Origin of the sequence: Flavobacterium sp. UMI-01, from assembly GCF_019656315.1 — a bacterium.
Classification (GTDB): Bacteria; Bacteroidota; Bacteroidia; order Flavobacteriales; family Flavobacteriaceae; genus Flavobacterium.
Genome location: NZ_BPLU01000038.1, coordinates 226500 through 248889 on the forward strand (window position 1 = coordinate 226500; position 22390 = coordinate 248889).

The window sequence follows — 22390 nt, forward strand, 5'->3', positions numbered from 1 at the left end:
TATTTAATCTGGATTATCTACAGAAATCAACAACACCTTTGTTCTTATTCTATTTGAAAATCCATGCACTTATTTTTTTGTCATGCTATTTACCGAAAAAGCTCCAGTAACAGTAAAACCCTGTACTGGAGTGCTTTTTACAAAACGATTTCTTTGAAAAAAATCAATAGCAAATGGTATTAACTTAAGCTTTATGTCTAATATAGAAAGTTTTCTTTTCTAAATATTGTTCAAAACCATATTTACCGTCTTCCCCACCAGAACCAGATAATTTATATCCGTTGTGGAAACCTTGGTGTTGCTCACCATGACCACGGTTTACATAAATTTCTCCGTATTCTAGTTCGTCATTACATTTCATAATGGTGCTCATATCGTTGGTGAAAACCATCGCTGCCAAACCATATTCGCAATCATTAGCATACCCGATTACTTCTTCAAAAGTCTTGAATTTAAGTACAGGTAATATTGGTCCAAAAGACTCTTCGTGAACAATAGTCATCTCTTGCGTAACATTAGTTAAAACAGTTGGTTCAAACCAATATCCTTTTTCAAATCCGGCACCAGTTGGTTTGTTTCCTCCTGTAGCAACAGTTGCTCCTTCTTTGATACTTACAGCAACAAGGTGCTCCATAGCTTTCAATTCGGCAGCATTTACTTTAGGTCCCATATCGGTTTCTTCTAGCATTGGGTCACCAACTTTAAGTGCTTTTACTTTTGGAATGAATTTTTCCATGAAAACATCATAGATATCTTCGTGTAAATACATACGTTCGTTACATGTACACACTTGACCACAGTTGTCAAAACGAGAATGCAAAGCAGCATCTACAGCCGCATCGATATCTGCATCAGCAAAAACGATAAAAGGCGCTTTTCCTCCTAGTTCTAATTGTACATGTGTTAAATTTTCTGCTGCATTACGAGCAATATCTTGACCTACAGGCGTAGAACCTGTCATGGTAACCATTTTAGTGATTGGGCTTTTTACCAAAGCATTCCCCATCGCTCTTCCAGGTCCTGTAAGAATGTTAATTACTCCCGCAGGAATCCCCACTTTATTAGCAATATTTCCTAACTCTAAGGTTGATAAAGGTGTTTCAGATGTTGGTTTAATCACAATACTGTTTCCTGCAATCAAAGCAGGTCCCAACTTACGAGCTGCTAATGCAAAAGGAAAGTTCCATGCAGTAATAGCAACAATAACCCCACGAGGTACTTTTTGAATCCAAATTTGCTCGTTTGGATTATCAGAAGGAATAATATCTCCTTCAATGCGACGTGCTCCTTCGCAAGCATATTCAATGAAAGACGAAGCAACGGCAACTTCAAAACGAGCTACTTTTAATAATTTTCCTTGCTCTTTTACAATTAATTGCGCTAAATATTCTGAGTTCGCTTTAATCTCATTCGAGAACTTATATAATAATTCAGCTCTTTCTCTTGCAGGTTTCTTTTTCCATTCTTTTTGTGCTTTGTCAGCAAAGGCTAAGGTTTCTAGCGCTTCTTCAGCAGTACCATTTTGTACTCTTGCCACCACTTCTTCTGTAGCTGGGCTTAAAACATCAATTGTTTCACCAGAAGTAGAAGTTTTCCACTCACCATTAATAAATAATTGGTATTCTTTAATTTCTGCCATCTTTACTTTTATTAAATTTTAAACAATTTATCGTCCCATCCATCCACCATCAACAAGCATCGTTGTACCGTGCATGTAAGAAGCTGCTTCTGAACATAAGAAAACTGTTGGACCAGCAAAATCTTCTGGTTTACCCCAACGTCCCGCAGGAATACGTCCTAAAATAGAAGCCGAACGAACAGGGTCGTTACGCAATGCCTCTGTGTTATCTGTATCTATATACCCTGGTGCAATGGCGTTAACATTTACACCTTTACCTGCCCATTCGTTAGCAAAAGCCATTGTTAATTGACCAATAGCTCCTTTACTTGCAGCATAACCTGGAACTGTAATTCCCCCTTGGAAAGTTAATAATGAAGCAGTGAAAACGATTTTTCCGTTCCCTCTAGCTACCATTTCTTTTCCTATTTCTCTCGTTAGAATGAATTGTGCATTTTGGTTTACTTCAACCACTTTATCCCACATTTCATCTGGATGCTCAGCGGCTGGTGCTCTTAAGATAGTACCCGCATTATTGACCAAAATATCGATTTGTGGAAAATCAGCTTTTACAGCTTCTATAAATGCATACAATGATTTTCTGTCACCAAAGTCACAAGTATATCCTTTGAATTTTCTACCTAATGCTGTTACTTCTTTTTCAACTGCACTTCCTTCTGTTTCTAATGAAGCACTTACACCAATGATATCAGCACCTGCTTGCGCCAAACCAATAGCCATTGCTTTTCCAATTCCTCTTTTGCATCCTGTTACCAATGCAATTTTTCCTTTTAAACTAAATGTATCTAAAACGCTCATCTTTTTTTGTTTAATTGTTATTTATTTATGCTTGGCAATCCATTAATACTTTTAATCCTTCTGGATTTTTGTCGATATTTTCAAATACTTGTTGGATATTCGTCAACGGCTGTACATCTGTTATCATTTGTTCGAATGGCAACTCATTAGCCGTAATCAATTCGATTGCTTTTTCGTAGTCTTCTTTTTCATAAACACGAGCACCGATTAAGCTTAATTCTTTCCAGAAAAATTTAAATAAATCTACTGGTTTTTTCTCTCCGTGAATGGCAACCATCAAGATTCTTCCTCTAATTCCAGCTACTTCACACATAATGTCTAAGGCAGGTTGCACCCCAGCTACTTCAAAAACTACATCCGCTCTACGGTTATCTGTTTTTGATTTTACATATTCCACTAAGTCCACATCGATTGGGCTTACCGCATCAAAACCAAGTTCTTTAGCTTTAGCAATACGATTAGGATTAACCTCTGAAATAATTACTTGTGCGCCTACTTCTTTTGCAGCCATCGCTACTAACAAACCAATAGGACCTCCTCCTAAAACGACTGCTGTTTCTCCTTTTACCAATCCACTTCTACGTACATCATGTGTAGCTACAGATAAAGGTTCGATTAATGCTGCTAATTTTAAGTCGGTAGTTTCTTTTAATTTATGTAAGGTAAAAGCAGGTACATTCCAATACTGTTGCATAGCACCAGGACTATCAATTCCAATAAACTTTAATTCTTCGCAAATATGATTGAATCCTTTATCAGAAGCTTTTGCCTTGCGATCATCCAATGGACGAACTACCACTTTGTCACCAATTGCGTATCCACTAACCCCTTCGCCAACAGCATCAATAACCCCTGACATTTCGTGACCAATTGTTTCAGGAATGTTTACTCGTTTATCCATCATTCCGTGATAGATGTGTACATCAGTTCCACAAACTCCCACATAGGCCACTTTAATTCTAACTTCACCAGCAGCAGGTTGCGCTACTTCTTTTTCAATAACTGTAAAGGTTTTATTCCCTTCGTAAATGGTTGCTTTCATTATATATTTATTTGTTTCAAATGATAAACTTGTTTCTTATTTGAAACAAATATAATAATAACATTTTATATATAATTAATTAAGAGCCAATTTTTTTTCATTAGAAAAACTAGTTTCATATATAAAATAAGGAATAAAAAAAGTGTTTTGAATTTTCAAAACACTTTTTGTAAGATGTATCACACATTAAAGCAAATGATTTATCGTGCGATATAGCCTAATTTTAGAGATATTTCAAGTGCATATCGAAGGATAATTTTTCCTTTAGCTTCAAATTCTTCATGTGGCAACCTACCATGAGGAGCCGTAATCCACAAACAAGCAACAGGATAACCGTATTCATTAAAAATAGGAGCTCCTATACAATGAATACCTTGTATATCTTCACCATTATCAATAGCATAGCCTTTTTGTTTTACCTGAAGTAATTCTTCTTTAAAAGCCTTTTTTGAAGTGATAGTATTGTTTGTTAGTTTAGTAAAACTAATACCATCTATTATAGGTTTTGCATCTTCCTCAGGCATAAAAGCAAGAATGGATTTCCCTCCTACTGAACTATGTAGATGAAAGCGAGTTCCTTGTTCCACAAAAAGTTTAACAGGAAAAGAAGAAGAAACTTGTTCTAAAATAGTTCCTGTTTCCCCTAATACCACACCAAGCATCACAGATTCTTTCAACTCATCTCTAAGAGCGCGCATGATATCTATTGACAATTCTACAATGCTCTGCTCATTCATCGAAGAAATTCCCAAGGTGAGCATTTTTCGCGAAAGCGTTATTTTTTTAGTGGTTTCGTTTTTTTGCAAATAATTTTTAAATATCAAAGTATTTGTAATACGAAAAGCACTCGACTTGGTAACATCTAAAGTTTGTATAATTTCAGTCAAAGTGAGTCCTTTAGGATGTGTAGCAAGCAACTCAATAATTTGCAATCCTCGCTCAAGGTTGGGAACATTATAATTCGATTTTAGGTCTTCTTTTTCTGGAATCATATAACTCGTAATATTAATTTTGAGACAAAAGTACTGTTATTTATGAAATTTCATGAGATAAATTACAGCGTAAATAATCTAAAGGATAAAGATTATTATAGCAGTTAAATAATTGATTAGGTGCTAACCCGTTGGGTGAAATTAATCAGATTCATTTAAAAATGGTAATTCTAATTTAAATCTAAAATTATTTATAACAAACATGTCAGTCTGAGCCCGTCGAAGACTTCATATATGATACATTTCGACAAGCTCAATGTGACAATAGGTATAAAATTAACCCATTAAATTAATTTTACCCAACGGGTTAGATACTATTTAAACCTAAATTACGCGTTGGAACACGGATAATACAGATGAAACGGATTTGCACAGTTTTTTTTAATAGTTTTTACAACATAAAATCTGCGAAAATCTACCTATAATCAGCGTGAAAAAAATAATAAAATCCTAATGCGGATTTTGGGCTAAAACAAAAAATCCCCTCTTTTAATTTCGAAGAAAGAAAAGAGGGGACTTAAAGAAAAGAAATCCTATTATTTGTGCATGCTTTCCGCTTTTTCAGTTTTGCCGTTAACTGATTTTTCACCAGCAGCCACATGAGTTGTTTTTCTCTCAGATGAAAAACGCATAATGCTTTGATAATTCCAGTTGTTGTATTTATGAGTCAATCCCCAACGCAAAGTTTCTGTTGGTTCTTTTTCATTATCTGCTGTTCTATCTAAACCAATAGCATGAGGAGCATCTTTAATAGAAGCTTTAATCTCGAAATTGATTCCATCAGGAGACCATTGTAAGGTGTTTTTTTCTGGTCCATCTGTAGTAATTAAAGAGGCAATTCCTCCATTATACGGCCAAACACAAATTTCATGTCCACTGTTACTGATAGGATTATAAGGTGATTTCACATAAGGTCCTAATGGATTATCAGCAATGGCAACACCATGACGGATTTGACGACCTCCAAAAGTCATTTCTTCACCCATTTGCTCTCCTTTGTAATACAAATAGAACTTTCCTTTATAAGGTAAGATACAAGGATCGTGTGTTTTATGACTATCAAAGTCACCTTTTTTCTCCACTAAGAAACGGTTGTCTTCTTTACCTTTCCAAACTCCATTTTCAGCAGGAGCTAAAATTGGTGCATCTAATTTAGTCCAAGGTCCGTCTGGCGAAGTTGACCAAGCCATTCCTACTTTTTCTTTTACACGCACATTATAAATTCCTTCCACTGTTTGATAGCACAAATAATATTTGCCATCCCATTTCATGATTTCAACAGTAAAAACAGAACGGTCATCATAAGAACCTTTTTTCCCTCTAGCGATTGCTACACCTTCTTCTTTCCATGTCCATCCATCTTGAGAAGTAGCATACCAAATATCACATCTGTCCCAAGGAAATACTTTTTTATTTTCCATATCCCCTCCAAAACCTTGTGTAGGACCTGTGCTTTTTGAATACCAAACATAGTATTTACCATTTTCTTTGATGATTGCACTTGGATCTCTTCGTACTACACCTTCTTCATAAGCTAAGTCCCCTTTCAGAGGTTTTAAATCACTAAACTCGATAAACCATTCGTTACCTAAGTCTTGATCCCATTGTAAAGCGCGTTTTGTTGCTGCACTTAAATGATCTACATCCATAATACCATATTTATCTTTATACTTTATGGCTTTGGCTCTTAATTCTTTGTCTTCTTTGGATTGTGCTGTCATATTAAAAAACATTCCAGTGGTTAATAAGCCTAAAAGGCTCTTTTTAATTAGATTCATTTTGGTTTAATTTAATTATTTATTAGTTAACTGTATTGTATTGCTTCTAATTTCTTTTGCGTTAGCTTTAATTGTAGCTGAAACAGGACCATCTTTCTTTGATTGTACAATTAATAAACACCTGCCTTGGGAAGGAATAATTTTATTTGATTGAATTTTTTGAACGTTATCTACCGCTCCATTATCAACACCTAACACTTTCAAATTACCGTCAATTGTAAAGCTAATTTCTGGATTTATTGTTTTCACAGGATTGTTTTTTGCATCCATGATTTGAGCAACAATGTGCGCTACTTCATAACCGTCAGCTCTTAATTCGGTTTTATCAGTTGTCAGCTGTATGTGATGTGCTTGCTTAGGCGTAATTCTTTCAGAGCTAATTATACGACCCGATTTTGTTCCTTTAGCAGTTAATTTTCCAGCCTCAAAAGGAACTGCCCATTTATAAATGCGGTCTTCAAAATCAATTAATTTTTTCTTCCCTAAGGAACGGTCATTTAAAAACAATTCCACTTCATCACAATTGGAATACACTTCAACAATGGTTTGAGTTCCTTGATTGTATTCCCAATGCTCATTAACATCATGCCAAACCCACAATGCTTTTTCCCAAGCTCCTTTCTTTTTTTCAACAGGTTCACCAGTTTTATCATCTATTTTATAAGTGGACTTATCAAGTGTTTGTGTGGCGATATACAATTCAGGAGCCTCATTCCATAAAGATTTCATCATATGGTAAGATGGTTTTTCGAAACCGGCATAATCTAAAATACCACTTGGCGTTCCTTTTTCAGGCCATTTTTTATTGGATTCTCCCATATAATCAATCCCTGTCCACAAAAAAGTTCCTGAAATAAAAGGACGTTCCATGATGGCTTTCCATTCGTGCCATTGCGCTACGTTTTCAGTCCCCATAATCGGTAAATTAGGGTAATTTGTATGGCCATAATCATAAACAACTCTTCGGTAGCTATAGCCTATAATGTCTAAAGCATCGGCGTAACCCGATTCGTAACTAGAAGAAGGCAAAATACAATTGGCAATTACATAGCGAGTGGTGTCCATTTCTTTTGTCCATTTGGCTAGTTTTTGGGCAGTAACTCCAATATCGTATTTTTCCTTAGGTAAAGTTTGGAGTTTTTCTTTGATTACTTCAATCGAATTAGGAGGAAGTGACCAAAAATAGTTCCCACTCCAATCCATATTGTTAAAGAAACCTGTAGCCTGTGCATTTCTATCATAAGTCCATTCAATTTCATTACCAATGCTCCACTGAATGATACTCGGATGATTTCTATGAGCTAACATGGTGTTTTTCAAATCACGCTCTGCCCATTCTTGAAAGTGTTCGGTATATCCTCTGGTAATGTAATCAACAGACTTCTCCTTCATATTCAGCCTTTTGTCTTTTGGGTTATCCCATTCGTCAAAAAACTCATCCTGAACCATGATGCCCATTTCATCACAAAGCGAAATAAATTCATCTGAACCAGGATTGTGTGAAATTCTAATAGCATTCACACCTGCTTCTTTTAATTTTTCAAACCGTCTTCTCCAAACGTCTTTAGGAACTGCTGCTCCTACTAAACCAGCATCGTGATGCAAACAAACACCTTTGATTTTCATATTTTTACCATTGAGATAAAAACCAGTATTAGCATCAAACTTGATGGTTCTTATTCCAAAAGTAGTGCTGTTTTCATCAATGACTTTCCCATTTTGTTTGATGGTCGTCACAGCAGTGTATAAATTTGGATTATTGATATCCCATAATTTAGGATTATTTACCACTGATTCAATGATGAATTTTTCTTCTTTATGAGCATTTACTTTTCCTGTGATGGATTTTTCAGCCACTTTAACACCTTTATTATCTAAGAAAACAGTGTTTAGTTCAAAGTTTTCCAACTTGTCAAAGTTGTTTTTGACTTTGATTTCTAAATGAATGTTGCTTTTTTGACTGTCCACTTTTGGAGTCGTAATATAAGTCCCCCAAATTGGGATATGTAAATTGTATTTCGTGATTAAATTTACATTTCTATAAATTCCTGAACCCGTGTACCAGCGACTATCAGCATATCTTGTTCGATCAACTTTTACTTTGACTTCATTTGCACCATTGCTTTTTAAGTTAGCACTTAAGTCATAATAAAAAGGGGAATACCCATAAGGATGTGTGCCTAATTTTTTATCATTGAGCCAAACTTCACTATTATTATAAATCCCATCAAAAAGAAGATAAGTTGTATGGTTTTTACTTGGCTTTAAATTAAAGTTTTTCTTGTACCAACCCATTCCTCCGGGCAAATACCCCGTTGCTCCTTCTCCTTTAATTGAATCAAAAGGAGCTTCAATACTCCAATCATGTGGTAGATTGACTTTTCTCCAATTTGAATTTTGACTATTTTCTAGTTTAAAATTCCAATTAAAATTAAAATCGGTATTATTTTGAGTGACGTTTTGAGCAGATGAACTTAGTATGACTAAATTCAAAACACTCAATCCAATTATTTTTTTGACGGATAAGAATTTCGTTTTATGTTCCACTTTTTTATAATTTTGTATATATAGTTTTTAATTTGTTTTTGTTTCAAAAAACTAAAAAAGGACTGATTTTTTTTATTGTGGCACTTTGATTTAGTAATTGCCTCGAATCCCTATTTTATATTTTTTAAATTGAATTATTGATTTTAACGTCTAATATCTTAATCGGATATTTATTTGCTTATAGAGATGTATATTATCAATATCTAATTTTTACCCAATAAAAGTTATTGATTCTTAATAATATTCACTTTAAAAATCCATAATTACCAACTAAGCAAATATCTTACTATTATAGGCAACCATAATAAATTAGAACTAGACAAGAACTGAACAAATGTTTTTTTTGACCATTTGTTCTGTTTTTTAAACTAGACATTAACTACATTGTACTCTCAAATTTTAATTACTCTAAAGTTGAGTTTAAATTTTAAAGTATTTTTACCAAAATAAACTAACCAAAAATGATTGAATCTACTTTTCTAAAAACCTTAATGAACCTAAGTTTTAAAAAAAGCTACTACTGTCTAAATCAAAAATTATTCTGTAGTAATAGCTTGTTTGTATATTTTACTTTATTTTCCATTTGCTCTTATGCTCAATATGATTATAAATCTAATCCGTATTTAGAAAAAGCGGAGCAATTAAAGTACATCAACCCTGATAGCTCCATTTCTTATTACAAAAAAAGTATTTCACTTTATGAAACAGAAAAAGACACTGTTAATATTATTAATAATATCATGGCATTGTCTTTTTTATACGCTCATATTGTAGATTACGGAAAATCCTATGATGGTTATTGGAGAGCCTTATTATTAGCTGATAAATCAAAAGACGATGCATCTAAAGCCAGAATTTACCAAGCCTTAGGCTGGCTATATAGTTATTATGACCGAGAAGAAGAAGCTTTGCGCTATTTTAATAATTCATTAGAGATAACTAAGCGTAATAGTAACGTAAATAAAGTTAGAAATTATGAATATCTATCACAAGATTATTTTTCGATTTTAAATCATTATCGCGTTAATGGAAATTATAAAAAAGCAAAAATTTATTTAGATAGCTGTTATATAGCTCACAACAAAATCAATAGCGGAAAAAAAAGTCAATACATTGAAGCTGAAGCCGCCTATCTCAATGCAGTAGATAAAAAATATGATTTAGCATTAACAAAATTAAAAGAAGCAAATGATTATTTTGAAGTCAGAGATCCCTCCTATTTAACTATAATTAATTATCTCATTGGTGATGTACATAGAATAAAAGGAGACCTTCATAAAAGTATTGTTTATTTTGAAAAGTCTCTTGCTTTTTCAAAGAAATATAAAAGCCATTCTAATTATAGACTGATGACTCATGAAATTTTAGGTAAAACCTATGCCTCTATCGGAGATTATAAAAATGCGTATTTACATTCAAATCAAGCCATGGTTTTTAATGCACAAGTTTTTGGAAAGAATAGTAAAAACAGTCAACATCTTTTTGAAATAAATGACAGATATAGGATGCAAAAAGAGAAAGAAAAAGAAATCATAAGATTACAACGAATTAAAGAATTAGAGCATGAGGAAAATATTGCTAATTTAAAAACTATATTATATTCTTTGATTGTTATTTCTTTACTATTATACGGTAGATTATTAATTAAAAATATTAGAAGAAAACATCAAGCTGAAAAACAAGCTCTAGCGGAAAAGCAAGAAATGGAACTTCAAAAAAGTAAAGAAATCTTAGAGCTAAAAAACAAGGAACTTACTTCTTCGGCATTGCAATTAATCGAAAAAGACGAATTTATAGAGCGACTAAAGGTTAATTTGACAGAAAACAAAGAAAATGTTGATGTAAGAACAATTAATAAAATGCTTAAAACCATTCAAGGTACACCTACTAGTAATTGGAAAGAGTTTGAAGCCCGATTCACTGCTGTGAACCAAAGTTTTTATACCAACTTAAAAGAAAAATATCCGGATTTAGGCCAAACAGATTTAAAAATATGCGCTTTAATTAAGTTGAATTTTTCGAGTAAAGATATGGCTTCATTATTAGGTATTTCATTTGAAAGCGTTCATACTTCACGTTATCGCTTACGTAAAAAATTCAAATTAGATAGAAATGACAATTTGAATGATTTCATTGCAGAAATTTAATCCTTTCATCGTCTTTTAATAACATCGATTGTAACATCATCGATGTTTTTTTTTACCCGATACTTTGCGATAATATCCATAAAAAGATATACAGTAAAATTAAAATAAACAAGAAATTTCAATTTTTACCAAAATCAGATAGTTTAAATATTATCAGTGATTAGTTGTGTCTAGTTTTTTGCCCATAACCTTATAAATGAAAGCAAATCATCAAAAAAAAACATTTCTGTATAGTTTTAATCAAGTTTGTTTTTTAAGCTTTAAAGTACTAATAACATAATTTAGCACTGTTAAAATTTCATTATATATAAAAAAAACAAACTAATAATAGATAATGAATAATAAACAACAAACTAAAAAATTAATTAACTAATTAAATTTATTGTATGAAAAAAAAGAATGGATTTTGGAAAAAAACGTTTCCAATAATGTTTTTATTTCTAAGTTTTTTTGTGACAAATGCGCAGAAAAAAGTATCAGGTCAAATTAAAGATGATGTTGGCCTTCCATTACCAGGTGTTTCAGTATTAATTTCGGGAACTCAAACAGGAACTGTATCTGATATAGATGGAAAATATACAATTTCAGCAAAGGAAAGTGATGTATTATTATTTTCATTTATTGGTTTCAAAAGTCAAAAAAAGACCGTTGGAAATTCAAAACAAATCAATATAACATTAATCACAGATACTAAATTACTGGATGAAGTAATTGTTAATGTTGGTTACGGAAAACAAAAAGTAAAAGAAGTAACGGGTGCAGTTGTTCAAGTAAAGTCAGATATTATTGATCGTGCTCCTGTTTCTGATATCAGTGAGTCAATCCAAGGACGTGTAGCTGGTGTAAATGTTCAAGCAGCCAGTGGACGTCCTGGAGAAGCTGCAAATGTGCAAATACGAGGAGTAGGTTCATTGCTAGGTAAATTAGAGCCATTATATGTGGTTGATGGAGTTCCTTATGAATCTAATCCCAATATAGCTCCAGATCAAGTAGAAACCATGGATATCTTAAAAGATGGAGCAGCAGCTGCTATTTACGGAGTTAGAGCTTCTAATGGTGTAATATTAATAACTACTAAAAGAGGAAAACAAGGTAATATAGCGGTAGATTTATCAACTTATACAGGTATTCAAAATATTACTTCTGGTACACCATTGATGAATACACAGCAACAATTATTTGCTGATTTTTCGATTGAACCTGTACTTAATTCTGGGAATTTACCTGGATATTTTATTATTACTCCTGAATTATTAGATTATAATAGTAATTATGTAAAAGATGTTCAAAATAACAATGCCATCATTAAAAATTACAATTTAGGTATCTCAGGTGGAACTAAAGATCTATCTCTTAATTTCAATACGAGTTATTTTAATCAAGATGGTGTGTTATTGAATTCTGATTTTGATCGATTGAGTTCAAGATTAACAGCCCAATTTACCAAAGGTAAATTCAAGGCTTTTGCGACTATTGGTTTAACGGATGAAAATCGTTCACAAGAGCCTTGGGGATTATATGAATATAGTATTGGTCAAAAACCATGGCAAATTCCATTAGGTGATTTGAATATTAGTGGTGCCAATGAGGTAAACATACCCGTTGATAACACAATTTACTTTGGTTATTTAGCAAAGCAGCTTCAAAATATCGATGATAGAAAAAGTTCCACATCAAACATTGCTTTAAATTTAGAATATGAAATTCTAAAAGGTTTAACTTATAAAATCAGTTTGAGTAAAAACAAATACGATTATAAGCGTAAGTTTTTTAGCCCTACTTATTTAATCTATGGTTTGGACGGAACGCTTAATGCAACTGCTTCAACTTTACAAGCGCAATTGCAAGAAGATTATAATTTCTCAGAAAGAAATGTTATTGAAAATATGTTGAATTACAATTTAAAAATTGCAAAACATAAATTTACCACCACAGTAGTCTCTTCTTATGAAGAATTTTATGCTAAACAATTTTCAATTGGAGCAATTGGTTTCCCTACTAATGACACACAAGAAATAGGTCAAGGACAAGAAGCAAAAGCCCCCTCTAGCTTTGTTAATGAGTACACTTTGGCAGGATTGTTAGGAAGATTTCAATACAATTATGACGAACGTTATTTGTTCTCGGCCAGTATTCGTAGAGACGGATCTTCAAAATTTGTAAATAATCGCTATGCTAATTTCCCTTCAGTTTCTGCCGGATGGAATATTACTGAAGAAAAATTCTTTAAAAATTCAAGCTTAAACAATGCTGTTAAAAGTTTAAAATTAAGAGCTAGTTATGCACAGATTGGAAATCAAGATATCCCTCCTTATTCTGCTTCAACCCAATTAGAAACAGGTGTAAATTATTTATTTGGACCTAATGAAGTAATTACTTCTGGATTGATTCAAAGACGCTACGCTAATCCTGACTTGAAATGGGAAACAAGTATTTCTAAAAACATAGGTATCGATTTAGCCATGTTTAATAATAAGTTTACACTGAACGCTGATGTGTATAGCAATGATAAACAAGACATGCTTTTGCCATACCAAACACCTCCATCAGCTGGTACTACTCAGCCTAATGCAGAGACTACCTATAATCCTATTTATGTGAATGCTGGAAAAATGACCAATAAAGGTATTGAAATAGCTACCGCCTATAGAAATCAATTTAAAAACGGTTTGAAATACGATATTTCAGCAACTTTCACAAAAAATGTTAATGAAATAGTAGATTTAAACGGTATTCAAAGAGGATATCCTAATGGCCGTCCTACTTTGTCTTTGGGTAATGCAATTGATCAAACAACCTTTTTTGCAGTAGGACACGAGGCTGGTTCTTTCTTTTTACTTAACAATTTAGGCGTAATCAAAACTGATGAACAATTAGCGGCCTACAAAGCGCTTGTACCAAATGTGAATGCACAAAAAGGAGATATCATGTATGAGGATGTAGATAAAAATGGAAAAATAGACGAAAATGACCGTGTATATTCAGGCTCAGGACAACCAGACTTTGAGGCTGGATTAAATATCGACTTAAAATATAAGAATTGGGATTTATCAGTACAATCGTATTTGTCTTATGGAGCAGAGTTATTTAATGGCGCACGCTTCTTTGCTTATGCGCAAGGAAGACATCTAGACCAATTTAGTCAATGGTCACCACAAAATCCAACTTCAGATATTCCTAGTTTTAGAAAAAGTTCATTAAGCGAAAGTGTAAGAGCTAGATCTGATTATTGGTTAGAAGATGGAACTTACTTCAGATTGCGTAATATCACTCTTGGATATTCTTTACCAAAAGAAATTCTTGATAAATACGGCATAGGAAAACTAAGACTATATGTGACAGGTTTTAATCCATTTACATTTACTAAATATACAGGTTATGATCCCGAAGTTGGAGGGAATGGAATCAGTACTAGAGGGGTAGATAGTGGAAACTATCCAGTAGCAAGACGATTCGTTCTAGGTGCCCAAGTTAAATTTTAATAACCAAAAAAGTAAAAAAAAAATGAAACAATTCAATATAAAAACAAAAGCATTGTCCCTGACAATTATGGCATGCTCTTTACTTTCTCTATCTAGTTGTGATGAGAAAGATTTCCTATCAATTGATAATCCTAACTCAGTAACCGAATCAACCTTCTGGAAATCACCTTCCCAATTTAATAGTGCTTTAACCACTGTTTATGCTGCCATGCAGTTTCAAGCCATAAGTGGTGTTGGTATTCACGAAGAAGAATTAAAAGCGGATATAGGTGACACATATACCTTTTTTTCCCCATTAGCATACAGACAATTAACCTATACTGACAATTCTCCTCAGGTAGTTAATAAATGGAATCAATTGTATATTGGAATCTTTAGAGCTAATCAAGTGATTAACCAAATTAATAAAGTAGATGCTTCCATTTTTGCTCCAAAAGAAAAGGAGTCAATTTTAGCACAAGCTCGTTTTTTAAGAGCCTTTTTTTACTTTAAATTAGTACATTCTTATGGAAAGGCAGTAATAAGAACAGAAGTTTCAACAACTGACTTAGATAAGCCTGCAAGTTCAATTCAAGAAGTAAACAATCAGATTATTATTCCTGACTTAATGTATGCAAAAGAAAACTTACCAACAACATGGACTGGACTTAATATAGGTCGAGTAACATGGGGTAGCGCAACCTCTTTACTTGGAAAAGTATATTTATATGATCAAAAATGGGGGCCTGCAGCTAAAGAATTCAAAGATGTAATTGATTCTAAAATTTATGCATTAACTCCAAATATTTTAGACAATTTCACTGATCAAAAGGAATTTAACTCTGAATCCATTTTAGAAGTAGCTTATAGCTCAACTGCTAATCCTGGTGCTAATGGAGCAAATGTTGATGACACACCTTTCGCTTCAGGTGCTGAAGCTAGTGCAATTGCTCCACAGTATGCTTCTATTAGTTATGGAGGTTTTAATACAGTTGTCGCTAATTATTACTTACATGAATTATTCACTAATGATGAAATTGACCCCTCAAACCCAATCAATACAACTAATACACAATCGAGAAGATTAACAGCTTCTATTTGCCCTAAGAATTTTGAAGGCACTTATTTTGGTGTTACAAATTCAGAAAATAAAGTACACGCTTATAGAGGTTTAGGATTGACTGCATTAGTAAAAAAAGGAACTAATTGGTATCAAGGAACTTCAGAAATCCCTTTGAATCGTAGTGGAATAAATTTCAGACACATCCGTTTAGCCGATGTCTATTTAATGTATGCTGAAGCTGTTTTAAATGCAACCGGTGATGTAAACGAAGCTATCAAATATATTGACTTGGTACGCTCTCGTGCTGGTGTCAAAACTTTAACTCAATATTTAGCAGAGAACAGTAATACCTTTCCACAATTACACATAAGTAAACAGGTAAATGGAGGTATTCAACCTAAAGTAGCCCCTACAAAAGAAAATGTATTGAAACATATTCAAATGGTTGAAAGACCTTTAGAACTTTGTTTTGAAGGCTTTAGATGGAATGACTTGGTTCGATGGGGAATTGTAAAAAGTGTATTTACTAATTTAGGAAATGATTTGAATTGGAGAAAAAATAACTTCGCAACAATACTCAATAAAGCACCATTATATATTGAAGGCTCTGTTAATCTACTAGCTTTACTTGGTATTCAAAACTATAACCCAGCAGTACATGATTATTTTCCAATACCTGCTGCCGAACTGCAAAGTAATAAAAACCTTTAAGCTAATTTTTAAAAATTTCAAAAGGATTGATGTTTATGCGCTTTTGATAAAACATCATTCCAACGAAAAAAATATTAAGATATGAAAACAAAATTTAAAAAAATTATAGCTCTTTGTATTGCTACATTTGGATTACATTCCTGTAATGACATTTATGATGCGATCAATTTAGATGAAGCTAATAGTCGTATTATTGCAACTTCCCAAATGAATTTTGATAATACAATTAGAGTGGGTACAAGTATAACTCTTGGTGACTTATCCTCAGGTGTCCAATCAAGATTATGGACCTTTCCTGAAGGTGTTGCAGATATTGTAGACTCTGATAATGATGTAACAACTACAACTGCTAATGTGAAAGCAATTTTTAATACCGTAGGAACTCATAACGTAAAGTTACATCAAGAGTTCAAAGAGGAAGCTTACGATTTCAAATACACTAATAAAATTGGAAAAGTTGTTGATACTACGTTGGTCATTACAGTTTTACCACAAATTAAAGTAACTGTTACTGCGAACTACTTAAATTCAGATGGAACATTAGGTGCACCTTTAAATATGGCTGATGGAGCTAAAAATCAAGTTATAGCAAGTAGAACCATCCGATATACTTTAACTACAGAAGGCGCTCCTGAAAAGTATCTTTGGACAATACCTGGTGGAACTCCTGAAACCTCTGTTGAAACCTCTAAGACTTTAGATGTAAAATATAAAAAACTTGGTACGTATGGCTTTAGTATTAATGGCTCAACAGCAAGACCTGCTGGTTCTGGTACAACGGTATTTACTGAATTAATACAAGTTATTCCTTCAACTGATCCTGTTACTTTAGATGGTGCTCAGGTATCTAATAACACTATTCGATTAAATTTCAGTAGAGAAATGGACCAATCAAGTTTAAAGACTACTGATTTTACAGCAAGTGTTACTCATCCTACTAAATCTGTTCCTTCACATACCATTTCATCAGTTTCAGTTGATCCTACTGAAGGGAATATTGTTGTAATTAAATTCCTTTCAGGGCAAAACTTGTATAATGATGATGTTGTAAAAATATCATATACTAAAGGTTCGATGACCACGGCTGATGGTGTTGCTGCAAGTTCATTTGCAAACTTACCAGTAAGTTTTGCTGGTGAAAATTTACTTTCAAAATCGCCTTCAACTTATGATGCTGGTTTCGAAACATCAACTAATGCTAATTGGAAATATTTAGGATGGGGAGCACCTTGGGATAAATACACTTTAAATATTTCTGGTGCTAAAGCGCATTCAGGTAGTAAAAGTGCTTATATCGAAATACAACCTGCTGGCGGAATGATTATGGGACATTTTAACAATTCAAATACTCTCGTAACTTTTAATTTAGTTGCTGGAAAAACATATGAAATGGGTTGTTGGACTTATGTTGAAAGTTTAGGTAGTAAAACTTCAACTCCAGATTTACGTTTTTATCTAAGTCCAAATACTGATTGGGGAATTGGCCCTAATCCTGGATTCTCACCGACCTTTACCGTAGGAAAATGGGTTTATAGCTCTACTTTAGTAAAGATAAATGCAACGGCTAATTATAACTTTATGATTCGAGGTGATAATGCTGCTAATTCTCAAGCTTTAAAATTCTACCTAGATGATATTACTGTTACTGAAGCAGTATTAAGACCTTAGTTTTTATTTTGGTTAGTTTGAAGAGCGGTTACTTTGAAATATAAGTCAACCGCTCTTTTTTTATGAAAATTATCGATTTTTATAATACCCCCCCAATTGTATTTTTATTCCGTAATCAATAAAAAAATAGCATAATGCATACTGTCACCCCTTTGAAAAATTATAATGAAAAGAAAATATTTCAATAAAAATCCCAAAAATCATATTTCTCGCCTGATACAAAAGCTTTTTTCCTCCTAAGAAAAGAACTCTATACAACAATGAAAATAACCCCAAATGGTTGCTCTTTATTCCTTTTGGACAAAAGAAACAAAGAGCAACCTTAAATATTAATTAGGATAGAAATCCAGATAGCAATTGGTTATCTAAACATTATTTGCCATTTAATACTTTTTGGTTTTCTTCAGCAATTCTAGCTTTTTGTTTTGGATTTAATCCTTGTTTAAAATTATCCTCTGGTTTGGTATAAATATGAGACCTTTTCATATCTGGATCATCTACATCCTGACTCAAATCGCAATCAAAACGAACTAAAATAGCATGATTAGTCGCCCATCCGTTTACTGTAGTCAAATGGCTAATTCCCCAAGTAATTCCTCTACCATCTTTGGTATCGGTAAAGGCATCTGGAATAAAAGGCCCCGCTGCATCAGGCATTAACTCGGTGATAGAAGCAATGTCAAAATTCACTCCGTCCTTAGCGTACTGAATGGTATTATGCTCGTTACCATCTCGAATAGTAAAAGCTGCGATTCCTTCTTTGAAAGGAAACATCGTTGTTTCATGTCCTGACGCCAAAACAGGATTCAACGGATTTTTAGTAAATGGTCCAAATGGATTGTCGGCAGTTGCCAAACCTTGCATACGCACTAAATTTGGTTTTCCATCAAAATCCGATTTGTAATACAAGTATATTTTTCCTTTGTAAACCAATGGATAAGGGTCGTGAATCGAATATTGATCCCAAGCATCTTTAGGGCCATTCGGAATTACAATTTGATTCGTAGCCGTCCAAGGACCGTCAGGTGAATCAGCATACGACATCAAAACAGGACAATCATCTCCACGAGTTCCGCTGGCTTCACTAAAACCTTGGTAATACATATAATACTTCCCTTTCCATTTCAAAATATCAGCTGTAGCTACTGAACGGTGACCCAAATTAGGCTTAGGAGGTCTTGGAATAGCCACTCCTTGCTCTTCCCAAGTAAAACCATCTTTACTGGTAGCGTACCAAATTTCAGCCAAATCCCAATCGGCGGATGGAATCGTTTCCGTTGCTAATTTAGCTCCTTTAGGCGAAGTAGGTGTTTGACGGTGCGTGTACCACACATAATATTTGCCATTTTCAAAAATTACTTTCGAAGGATCTCTACGCGTAATCGTTCCATCATGATTGCTGTAATCAAGCCCTTTCAATTCCGTATATTTAAATTGGGTATATAATTCGTTAGCCTCTGGTCTCGGAGCCATATAATTATCATAATTACGTTGCATGGCTTTGCTCAAAGGCATATTGGGCTTTTCATTGGGTAAAACAAATGGAAAACTTTCTTTGGTTGTTTTACACGAAGTCATTCCCAAACCTACAACGGCAAGCAGACATAAAATGGTTTTGTTGGTTTTCATATTAGTAGTATGTTTTAGTAATATTGACGATAGTTTTCGTCAGTTGCATTTAGTTTAAAATTTAATTTAGATTTTTTTTAAAATTGAGGTTTCAAAAATTTTGTTTCTTTCCTTTAATGATTCCTTGATTCATCAAACCCTTTTGAATAACAACATTTTAATCATTCAATTTCCAGGTTCTTACCCAATTATAGGTTGTAGTTCTATCAGCAACAGAACCTGTCATTCCACCATCGGCAGGAACTGGATTCCAATCATAGGTTTCAACTACCATTCTTAAATACATTTCGATATCAAAATCAGCAGGTGGTTTCACTTTGGTTACAAATTTACCGTCTAAAAAGAATAAAATTTCGTCTTTAGATTTCCACCAAACGCCATACACATGAAAAGCATCATATACTTTCCCCCCAATATCGCCTCCACCTTTGTTAGAACCTTTGGCATAATCACAGCCCTCAGGTATGTTGCGACTGTGGGTATTGGAATTCATTTTTTGATCAAAATTTTTCATCCACTCGGCTTTGTTTACAATTTGCCCCACACATTCCTGAATATCCAATTCAGTTGTTCTTTTATCACAACCTTGCGCCCCTTTGCCTTCATTAATCAACCAAAATGTTGAAGACATAAAGGTTTTATTGGCTTTCATTTCACATTCATAATAGCCATATTTCATTGCATTTCTAGAACCTACATAACCACCACCGTGTGTATAGGTTTTATTTTGTTTTACCACTGGTTGCGGTAGCAAGGTCGTTGTGATTTTCAAACTTCCATCAGATACTGTTATATTTTCGGCCATGAACAATCCAGGAGCTCGACCTATCCAACCTTGCCCTGAAATTTGCCATTTATCTTCATCAACTTTATTCCCGTTAAATTCATCCGACATGTTTTTTACCAATTCCCATTTTTTGCCATCTGGTTTCGGATCTTGCCCTTTTTCAAAAACGGGACTTTTTTGTGCCACGATACTATTTGCGGCTAATACTAAAATAAAAGGTGCAATTTGTTTTAATGTTTTGATAACTTTTTTCATTTTTATTGGTGTAATTAATTCTAATCTTATTTGGTTGCTAAATATTCTAATCTTCTACCTACTGTATAATTTTCACGCACTTTTTTGTCTATTTTTTCCAACTCAAGTTGGAATGGATATTTTTGATAGAAATCTTTTAATAGCACTATGCTATTCAAAATCAACAAGGCTTCCGTTTCTTTTTTGGATTGATAAAGTGCTTCCAGAATAGGTTGGCTAGTGTTTTGATGTGCGACAATTGCCAAAAATTCAGCGGCTCTAACTCTGTTAATGATTTCAGTATCCGATTTCATTAGAGTTGTAATTTGTGATGTCAACGATTTTGCTTGTTCTCCAAAAGAAGTCGCTACAATTAATCCCCAGTAACGCTCCCATTTGTCTTTTGATTGCAAACATTTTACAATCTTAGGGGCTGCTTTGTCAAAATTTAACACCTCTAAATCAGCAATTTTAAGGTACTTCTTGATGTCTTTTTGATGTTTTTTTCCAAACTCCAACGGATTCTGAATGGCATTATCCAACAAATAAAATTCAGGATACAAGGACAAATCAGGTTGTTTTTCCATCCAAGAATGCAACTTTTTGCGCAAACTCACTAACTGTGACTGATAAGCAGGATCGTTTGCCAAATTTTTAGTTTCAAATGGGTCTTTGTCTAAATCATATAAGGCTTCGGCTGCTTTGGGCTCAAAAAACTGCGATTGCACTGCATTTAATTTTCCAGCCTTGAATAACTCAAACCATTCCTTATACGCCAATTGTTTGTAACGGTACTCATTCATTAACCCATCTACATTGAAAGGTTCAAAATTGCGCACGTACTTCAGGTTTCCTTTGCGAAGACTTCTTACCATATCGTACTTTTCGTCAAAACGATCTGCATAACCAATGGTTTCATCTCTCTTTTCAAGTTCATTTTTAGAAATATTTTTTCCTAAAAAAGGTTTTCCATCCATTGTTTTAGGGACACTAACACCTGCAAGTTTCAAAACAGTCGCTCCAAAATCCACAAAACTCACAAAAGAATTGGTTCGTGAACCCGGTTGAAAGGCTGCTAAATCCTGGTATTTCTTTGGCACATAAACAACCAGTGGAATATGTAATCCCGTTTCGGTTAAATAGCCTTTACTATCAGGCAATACGCCACCATGATCTCCATAGTAGAAAATAATAGTATTCTCTAATAAATTATCTTTTTTCAATTGGTCTAAAACCGCGCCTACTTCAGAGTCCATTGCCTTTATTTTATCGCGGTAATAGGTGTTTGTATATCTAAACAAATCGGTTTGAGGGTGATTCGGTTGTACAAAAACCTCAGCAGGATTCATTGACGTTTTGGTTGTATTCATCGTTTCCTTAGTAAAATGAATACGGCTTTCGTGAGTGGTTTCGATATTAAAAACATAAAAGAAAGGTTGCCCTGGCTTTCTGTTTTTATAGGATGCTTTTTTAGACGATTCGTCCCAAACCTCATTGGATTTATAAATATTATAATCTTCCTTAGCATTATTGGCTGTATAATAACCCGCTTTTCTCAAATAAGCGGGAAACATTTCTTGCGTATTATTCAAGGTTACTTTGCCTTCCGCACGGTGGTAATGCGTTGCTAATTTGGGTCCATACGTTGACGTAATCAAAGTAGAACGAGCAGCACTACATACCGCAGCATTCGAAAAAGCACGGTCAAAAACAATTCCGTCCTTAGCTAAATTCTCAATGTTGGGCGTGGCAATACCGTGTTCATCAAACAATTTCATATAATGTTTCGAATTGTCCTCAGAAACAATCCAAACAATATTGGGTTGTTGGGCATATGAGGCAACCGTTGTGATTAGATTGACTAAAAATAGTTTTACTAGTTTATTATTCATTT

The 22390-nt window shown here is 33.7% G+C and carries 13 protein-coding genes; 4 read left to right on the top strand and 9 right to left on the bottom strand.

All coding sequences use genetic code 11. The annotated features are described in order from the left end of the window. Window positions 1-184: 184 nt before the first annotated feature. The 6 genes from aldA to K5R64_RS11660 form a co-directional block, all read right to left on the bottom strand. Entirely contained in the window at window positions 185-1639 is a 1455-nt protein-coding gene (gene aldA / locus K5R64_RS11635) for an aldehyde dehydrogenase (RefSeq protein WP_305038839.1), read from the bottom strand. Window positions 1640-1666: 27 nt separating this feature from the next. Beyond that, complete coding sequence (locus K5R64_RS11640) at window positions 1667-2437, bottom strand: SDR family NAD(P)-dependent oxidoreductase (protein WP_220763628.1); 771 nt, start codon at window positions 2435-2437, stop codon at window positions 1667-1669. A 25-nt stretch (window positions 2438-2462) separates the two neighbouring features. Continuing rightward, window positions 2463-3479: a zinc-binding dehydrogenase gene (locus K5R64_RS11645; RefSeq protein ID WP_220763629.1), complete on the bottom strand. Its 1017-nt coding sequence runs from the start codon at window positions 3477-3479 to the stop codon at window positions 2463-2465. Between the two features lie 200 nt (window positions 3480-3679). Continuing rightward, on the bottom strand, window positions 3680-4471 hold the full coding sequence (locus K5R64_RS11650; RefSeq protein WP_220763630.1) for an IclR family transcriptional regulator: 792 nt from the start codon (window positions 4469-4471) through the stop codon (window positions 3680-3682). A 536-nt stretch (window positions 4472-5007) separates the two neighbouring features. After that, window positions 5008-6120 (bottom strand): glycoside hydrolase family 117 protein, encoded by a 1113-nt coding sequence (locus tag K5R64_RS11655; RefSeq protein ID WP_374758131.1) that lies wholly within the window; start codon window positions 6118-6120, stop codon window positions 5008-5010. Between the two features lie 144 nt (window positions 6121-6264). Continuing rightward, window positions 6265-8796: a glycoside hydrolase family 2 TIM barrel-domain containing protein gene (locus K5R64_RS11660; RefSeq protein ID WP_255580361.1), complete on the bottom strand. Its 2532-nt coding sequence runs from the start codon at window positions 8794-8796 to the stop codon at window positions 6265-6267. Between the two features lie 461 nt (window positions 8797-9257). On the opposite strand from K5R64_RS11660, the gene K5R64_RS11665 reads away from it, so the two are divergent. The 4 genes from K5R64_RS11665 (at window position 9258) to K5R64_RS11680 (ending at window position 17846) form a co-directional block, all read left to right on the top strand. Continuing rightward, the gene (locus tag K5R64_RS11665) at window positions 9258-10943 is read left to right on the top strand and encodes a tetratricopeptide repeat protein (RefSeq protein ID WP_220763631.1); all 1686 of its coding nucleotides are present in this window, start codon (window positions 9258-9260) and stop codon (window positions 10941-10943) included. Between the two features lie 386 nt (window positions 10944-11329). Then, complete coding sequence (locus tag K5R64_RS11670; RefSeq protein WP_220763632.1) at window positions 11330-14425, top strand: TonB-dependent receptor; 3096 nt, start codon at window positions 11330-11332, stop codon at window positions 14423-14425. A 22-nt stretch (window positions 14426-14447) separates the two neighbouring features. Further along, on the top strand, window positions 14448-16178 hold the full coding sequence (locus tag K5R64_RS11675) for a RagB/SusD family nutrient uptake outer membrane protein (RefSeq protein WP_220763633.1): 1731 nt from the start codon (window positions 14448-14450) through the stop codon (window positions 16176-16178). 81 nt (window positions 16179-16259) lie between these two features. After that, window positions 16260-17846, top strand: a complete 1587-nt coding sequence (locus tag K5R64_RS11680) for a hypothetical protein (RefSeq protein ID WP_220763634.1) — start codon at window positions 16260-16262, stop codon at window positions 17844-17846. A gap of 372 nt (window positions 17847-18218) precedes the next feature. Here the strand turns inward: K5R64_RS11680 and K5R64_RS11685 are convergent, their stop codons facing one another. The 3 genes from K5R64_RS11685 to K5R64_RS11695 all read right to left on the bottom strand — a co-directional run bounded on the left by K5R64_RS11685 (window position 18219) and on the right by K5R64_RS11695 (window position 22388). Then, complete coding sequence (locus K5R64_RS11685; protein ID WP_374758132.1) at window positions 18219-19424, bottom strand: glycoside hydrolase family 117 protein; 1206 nt, start codon at window positions 19422-19424, stop codon at window positions 18219-18221. Between the two features lie 208 nt (window positions 19425-19632). Further along, a complete protein-coding gene (locus K5R64_RS11690; RefSeq protein ID WP_220763636.1) occupies window positions 19633-20517 on the bottom strand; it encodes a family 16 glycosylhydrolase in 885 nt (294 codons plus the stop codon). A 26-nt stretch (window positions 20518-20543) separates the two neighbouring features. Continuing rightward, window positions 20544-22388, bottom strand: a complete 1845-nt coding sequence (locus K5R64_RS11695) for a sulfatase (RefSeq protein WP_220763638.1) — start codon at window positions 22386-22388, stop codon at window positions 20544-20546. Between the last annotated feature and the right edge of the window lie 2 nt (window positions 22389-22390).

Coding starts and splice junctions, on each gene's coding strand:
- K5R64_RS11685 (WP_374758132.1), bottom strand. CDS start 19,424: ATGACTTCGTGTAAAACAACCAAAGAAAGTTTTCCATTTGTTTTACCC.
- K5R64_RS11675 (WP_220763633.1), top strand. CDS start 14,448: ATGAAACAATTCAATATAAAAACAAAAGCATTGTCCCTGACAATTATG.
- K5R64_RS11665 (WP_220763631.1), top strand. CDS start 9,258: ATGATTGAATCTACTTTTCTAAAAACCTTAATGAACCTAAGTTTTAAA.
- K5R64_RS11680 (WP_220763634.1), top strand. CDS start 16,260: ATGAAAACAAAATTTAAAAAAATTATAGCTCTTTGTATTGCTACATTT.
- K5R64_RS11640 (WP_220763628.1), bottom strand. CDS start 2,437: ATGAGCGTTTTAGATACATTTAGTTTAAAAGGAAAAATTGCATTGGTA.
- K5R64_RS11650 (WP_220763630.1), bottom strand. CDS start 4,471: ATGATTCCAGAAAAAGAAGACCTAAAATCGAATTATAATGTTCCCAAC.
- K5R64_RS11645 (WP_220763629.1), bottom strand. CDS start 3,479: ATGAAAGCAACCATTTACGAAGGGAATAAAACCTTTACAGTTATTGAA.
- K5R64_RS11670 (WP_220763632.1), top strand. CDS start 11,330: ATGAAAAAAAAGAATGGATTTTGGAAAAAAACGTTTCCAATAATGTTT.
- aldA (WP_305038839.1), bottom strand. CDS start 1,639: ATGGCAGAAATTAAAGAATACCAATTATTTATTAATGGTGAGTGGAAA.
- K5R64_RS11690 (WP_220763636.1), bottom strand. CDS start 20,517: ATGAAAAAAGTTATCAAAACATTAAAACAAATTGCACCTTTTATTTTA.
- K5R64_RS11695 (WP_220763638.1), bottom strand. CDS start 22,388: ATGAATAATAAACTAGTAAAACTATTTTTAGTCAATCTAATCACAACG.
- K5R64_RS11655 (WP_374758131.1), bottom strand. CDS start 6,120: ATGGATGTAGATCATTTAAGTGCAGCAACAAAACGCGCTTTACAATGG.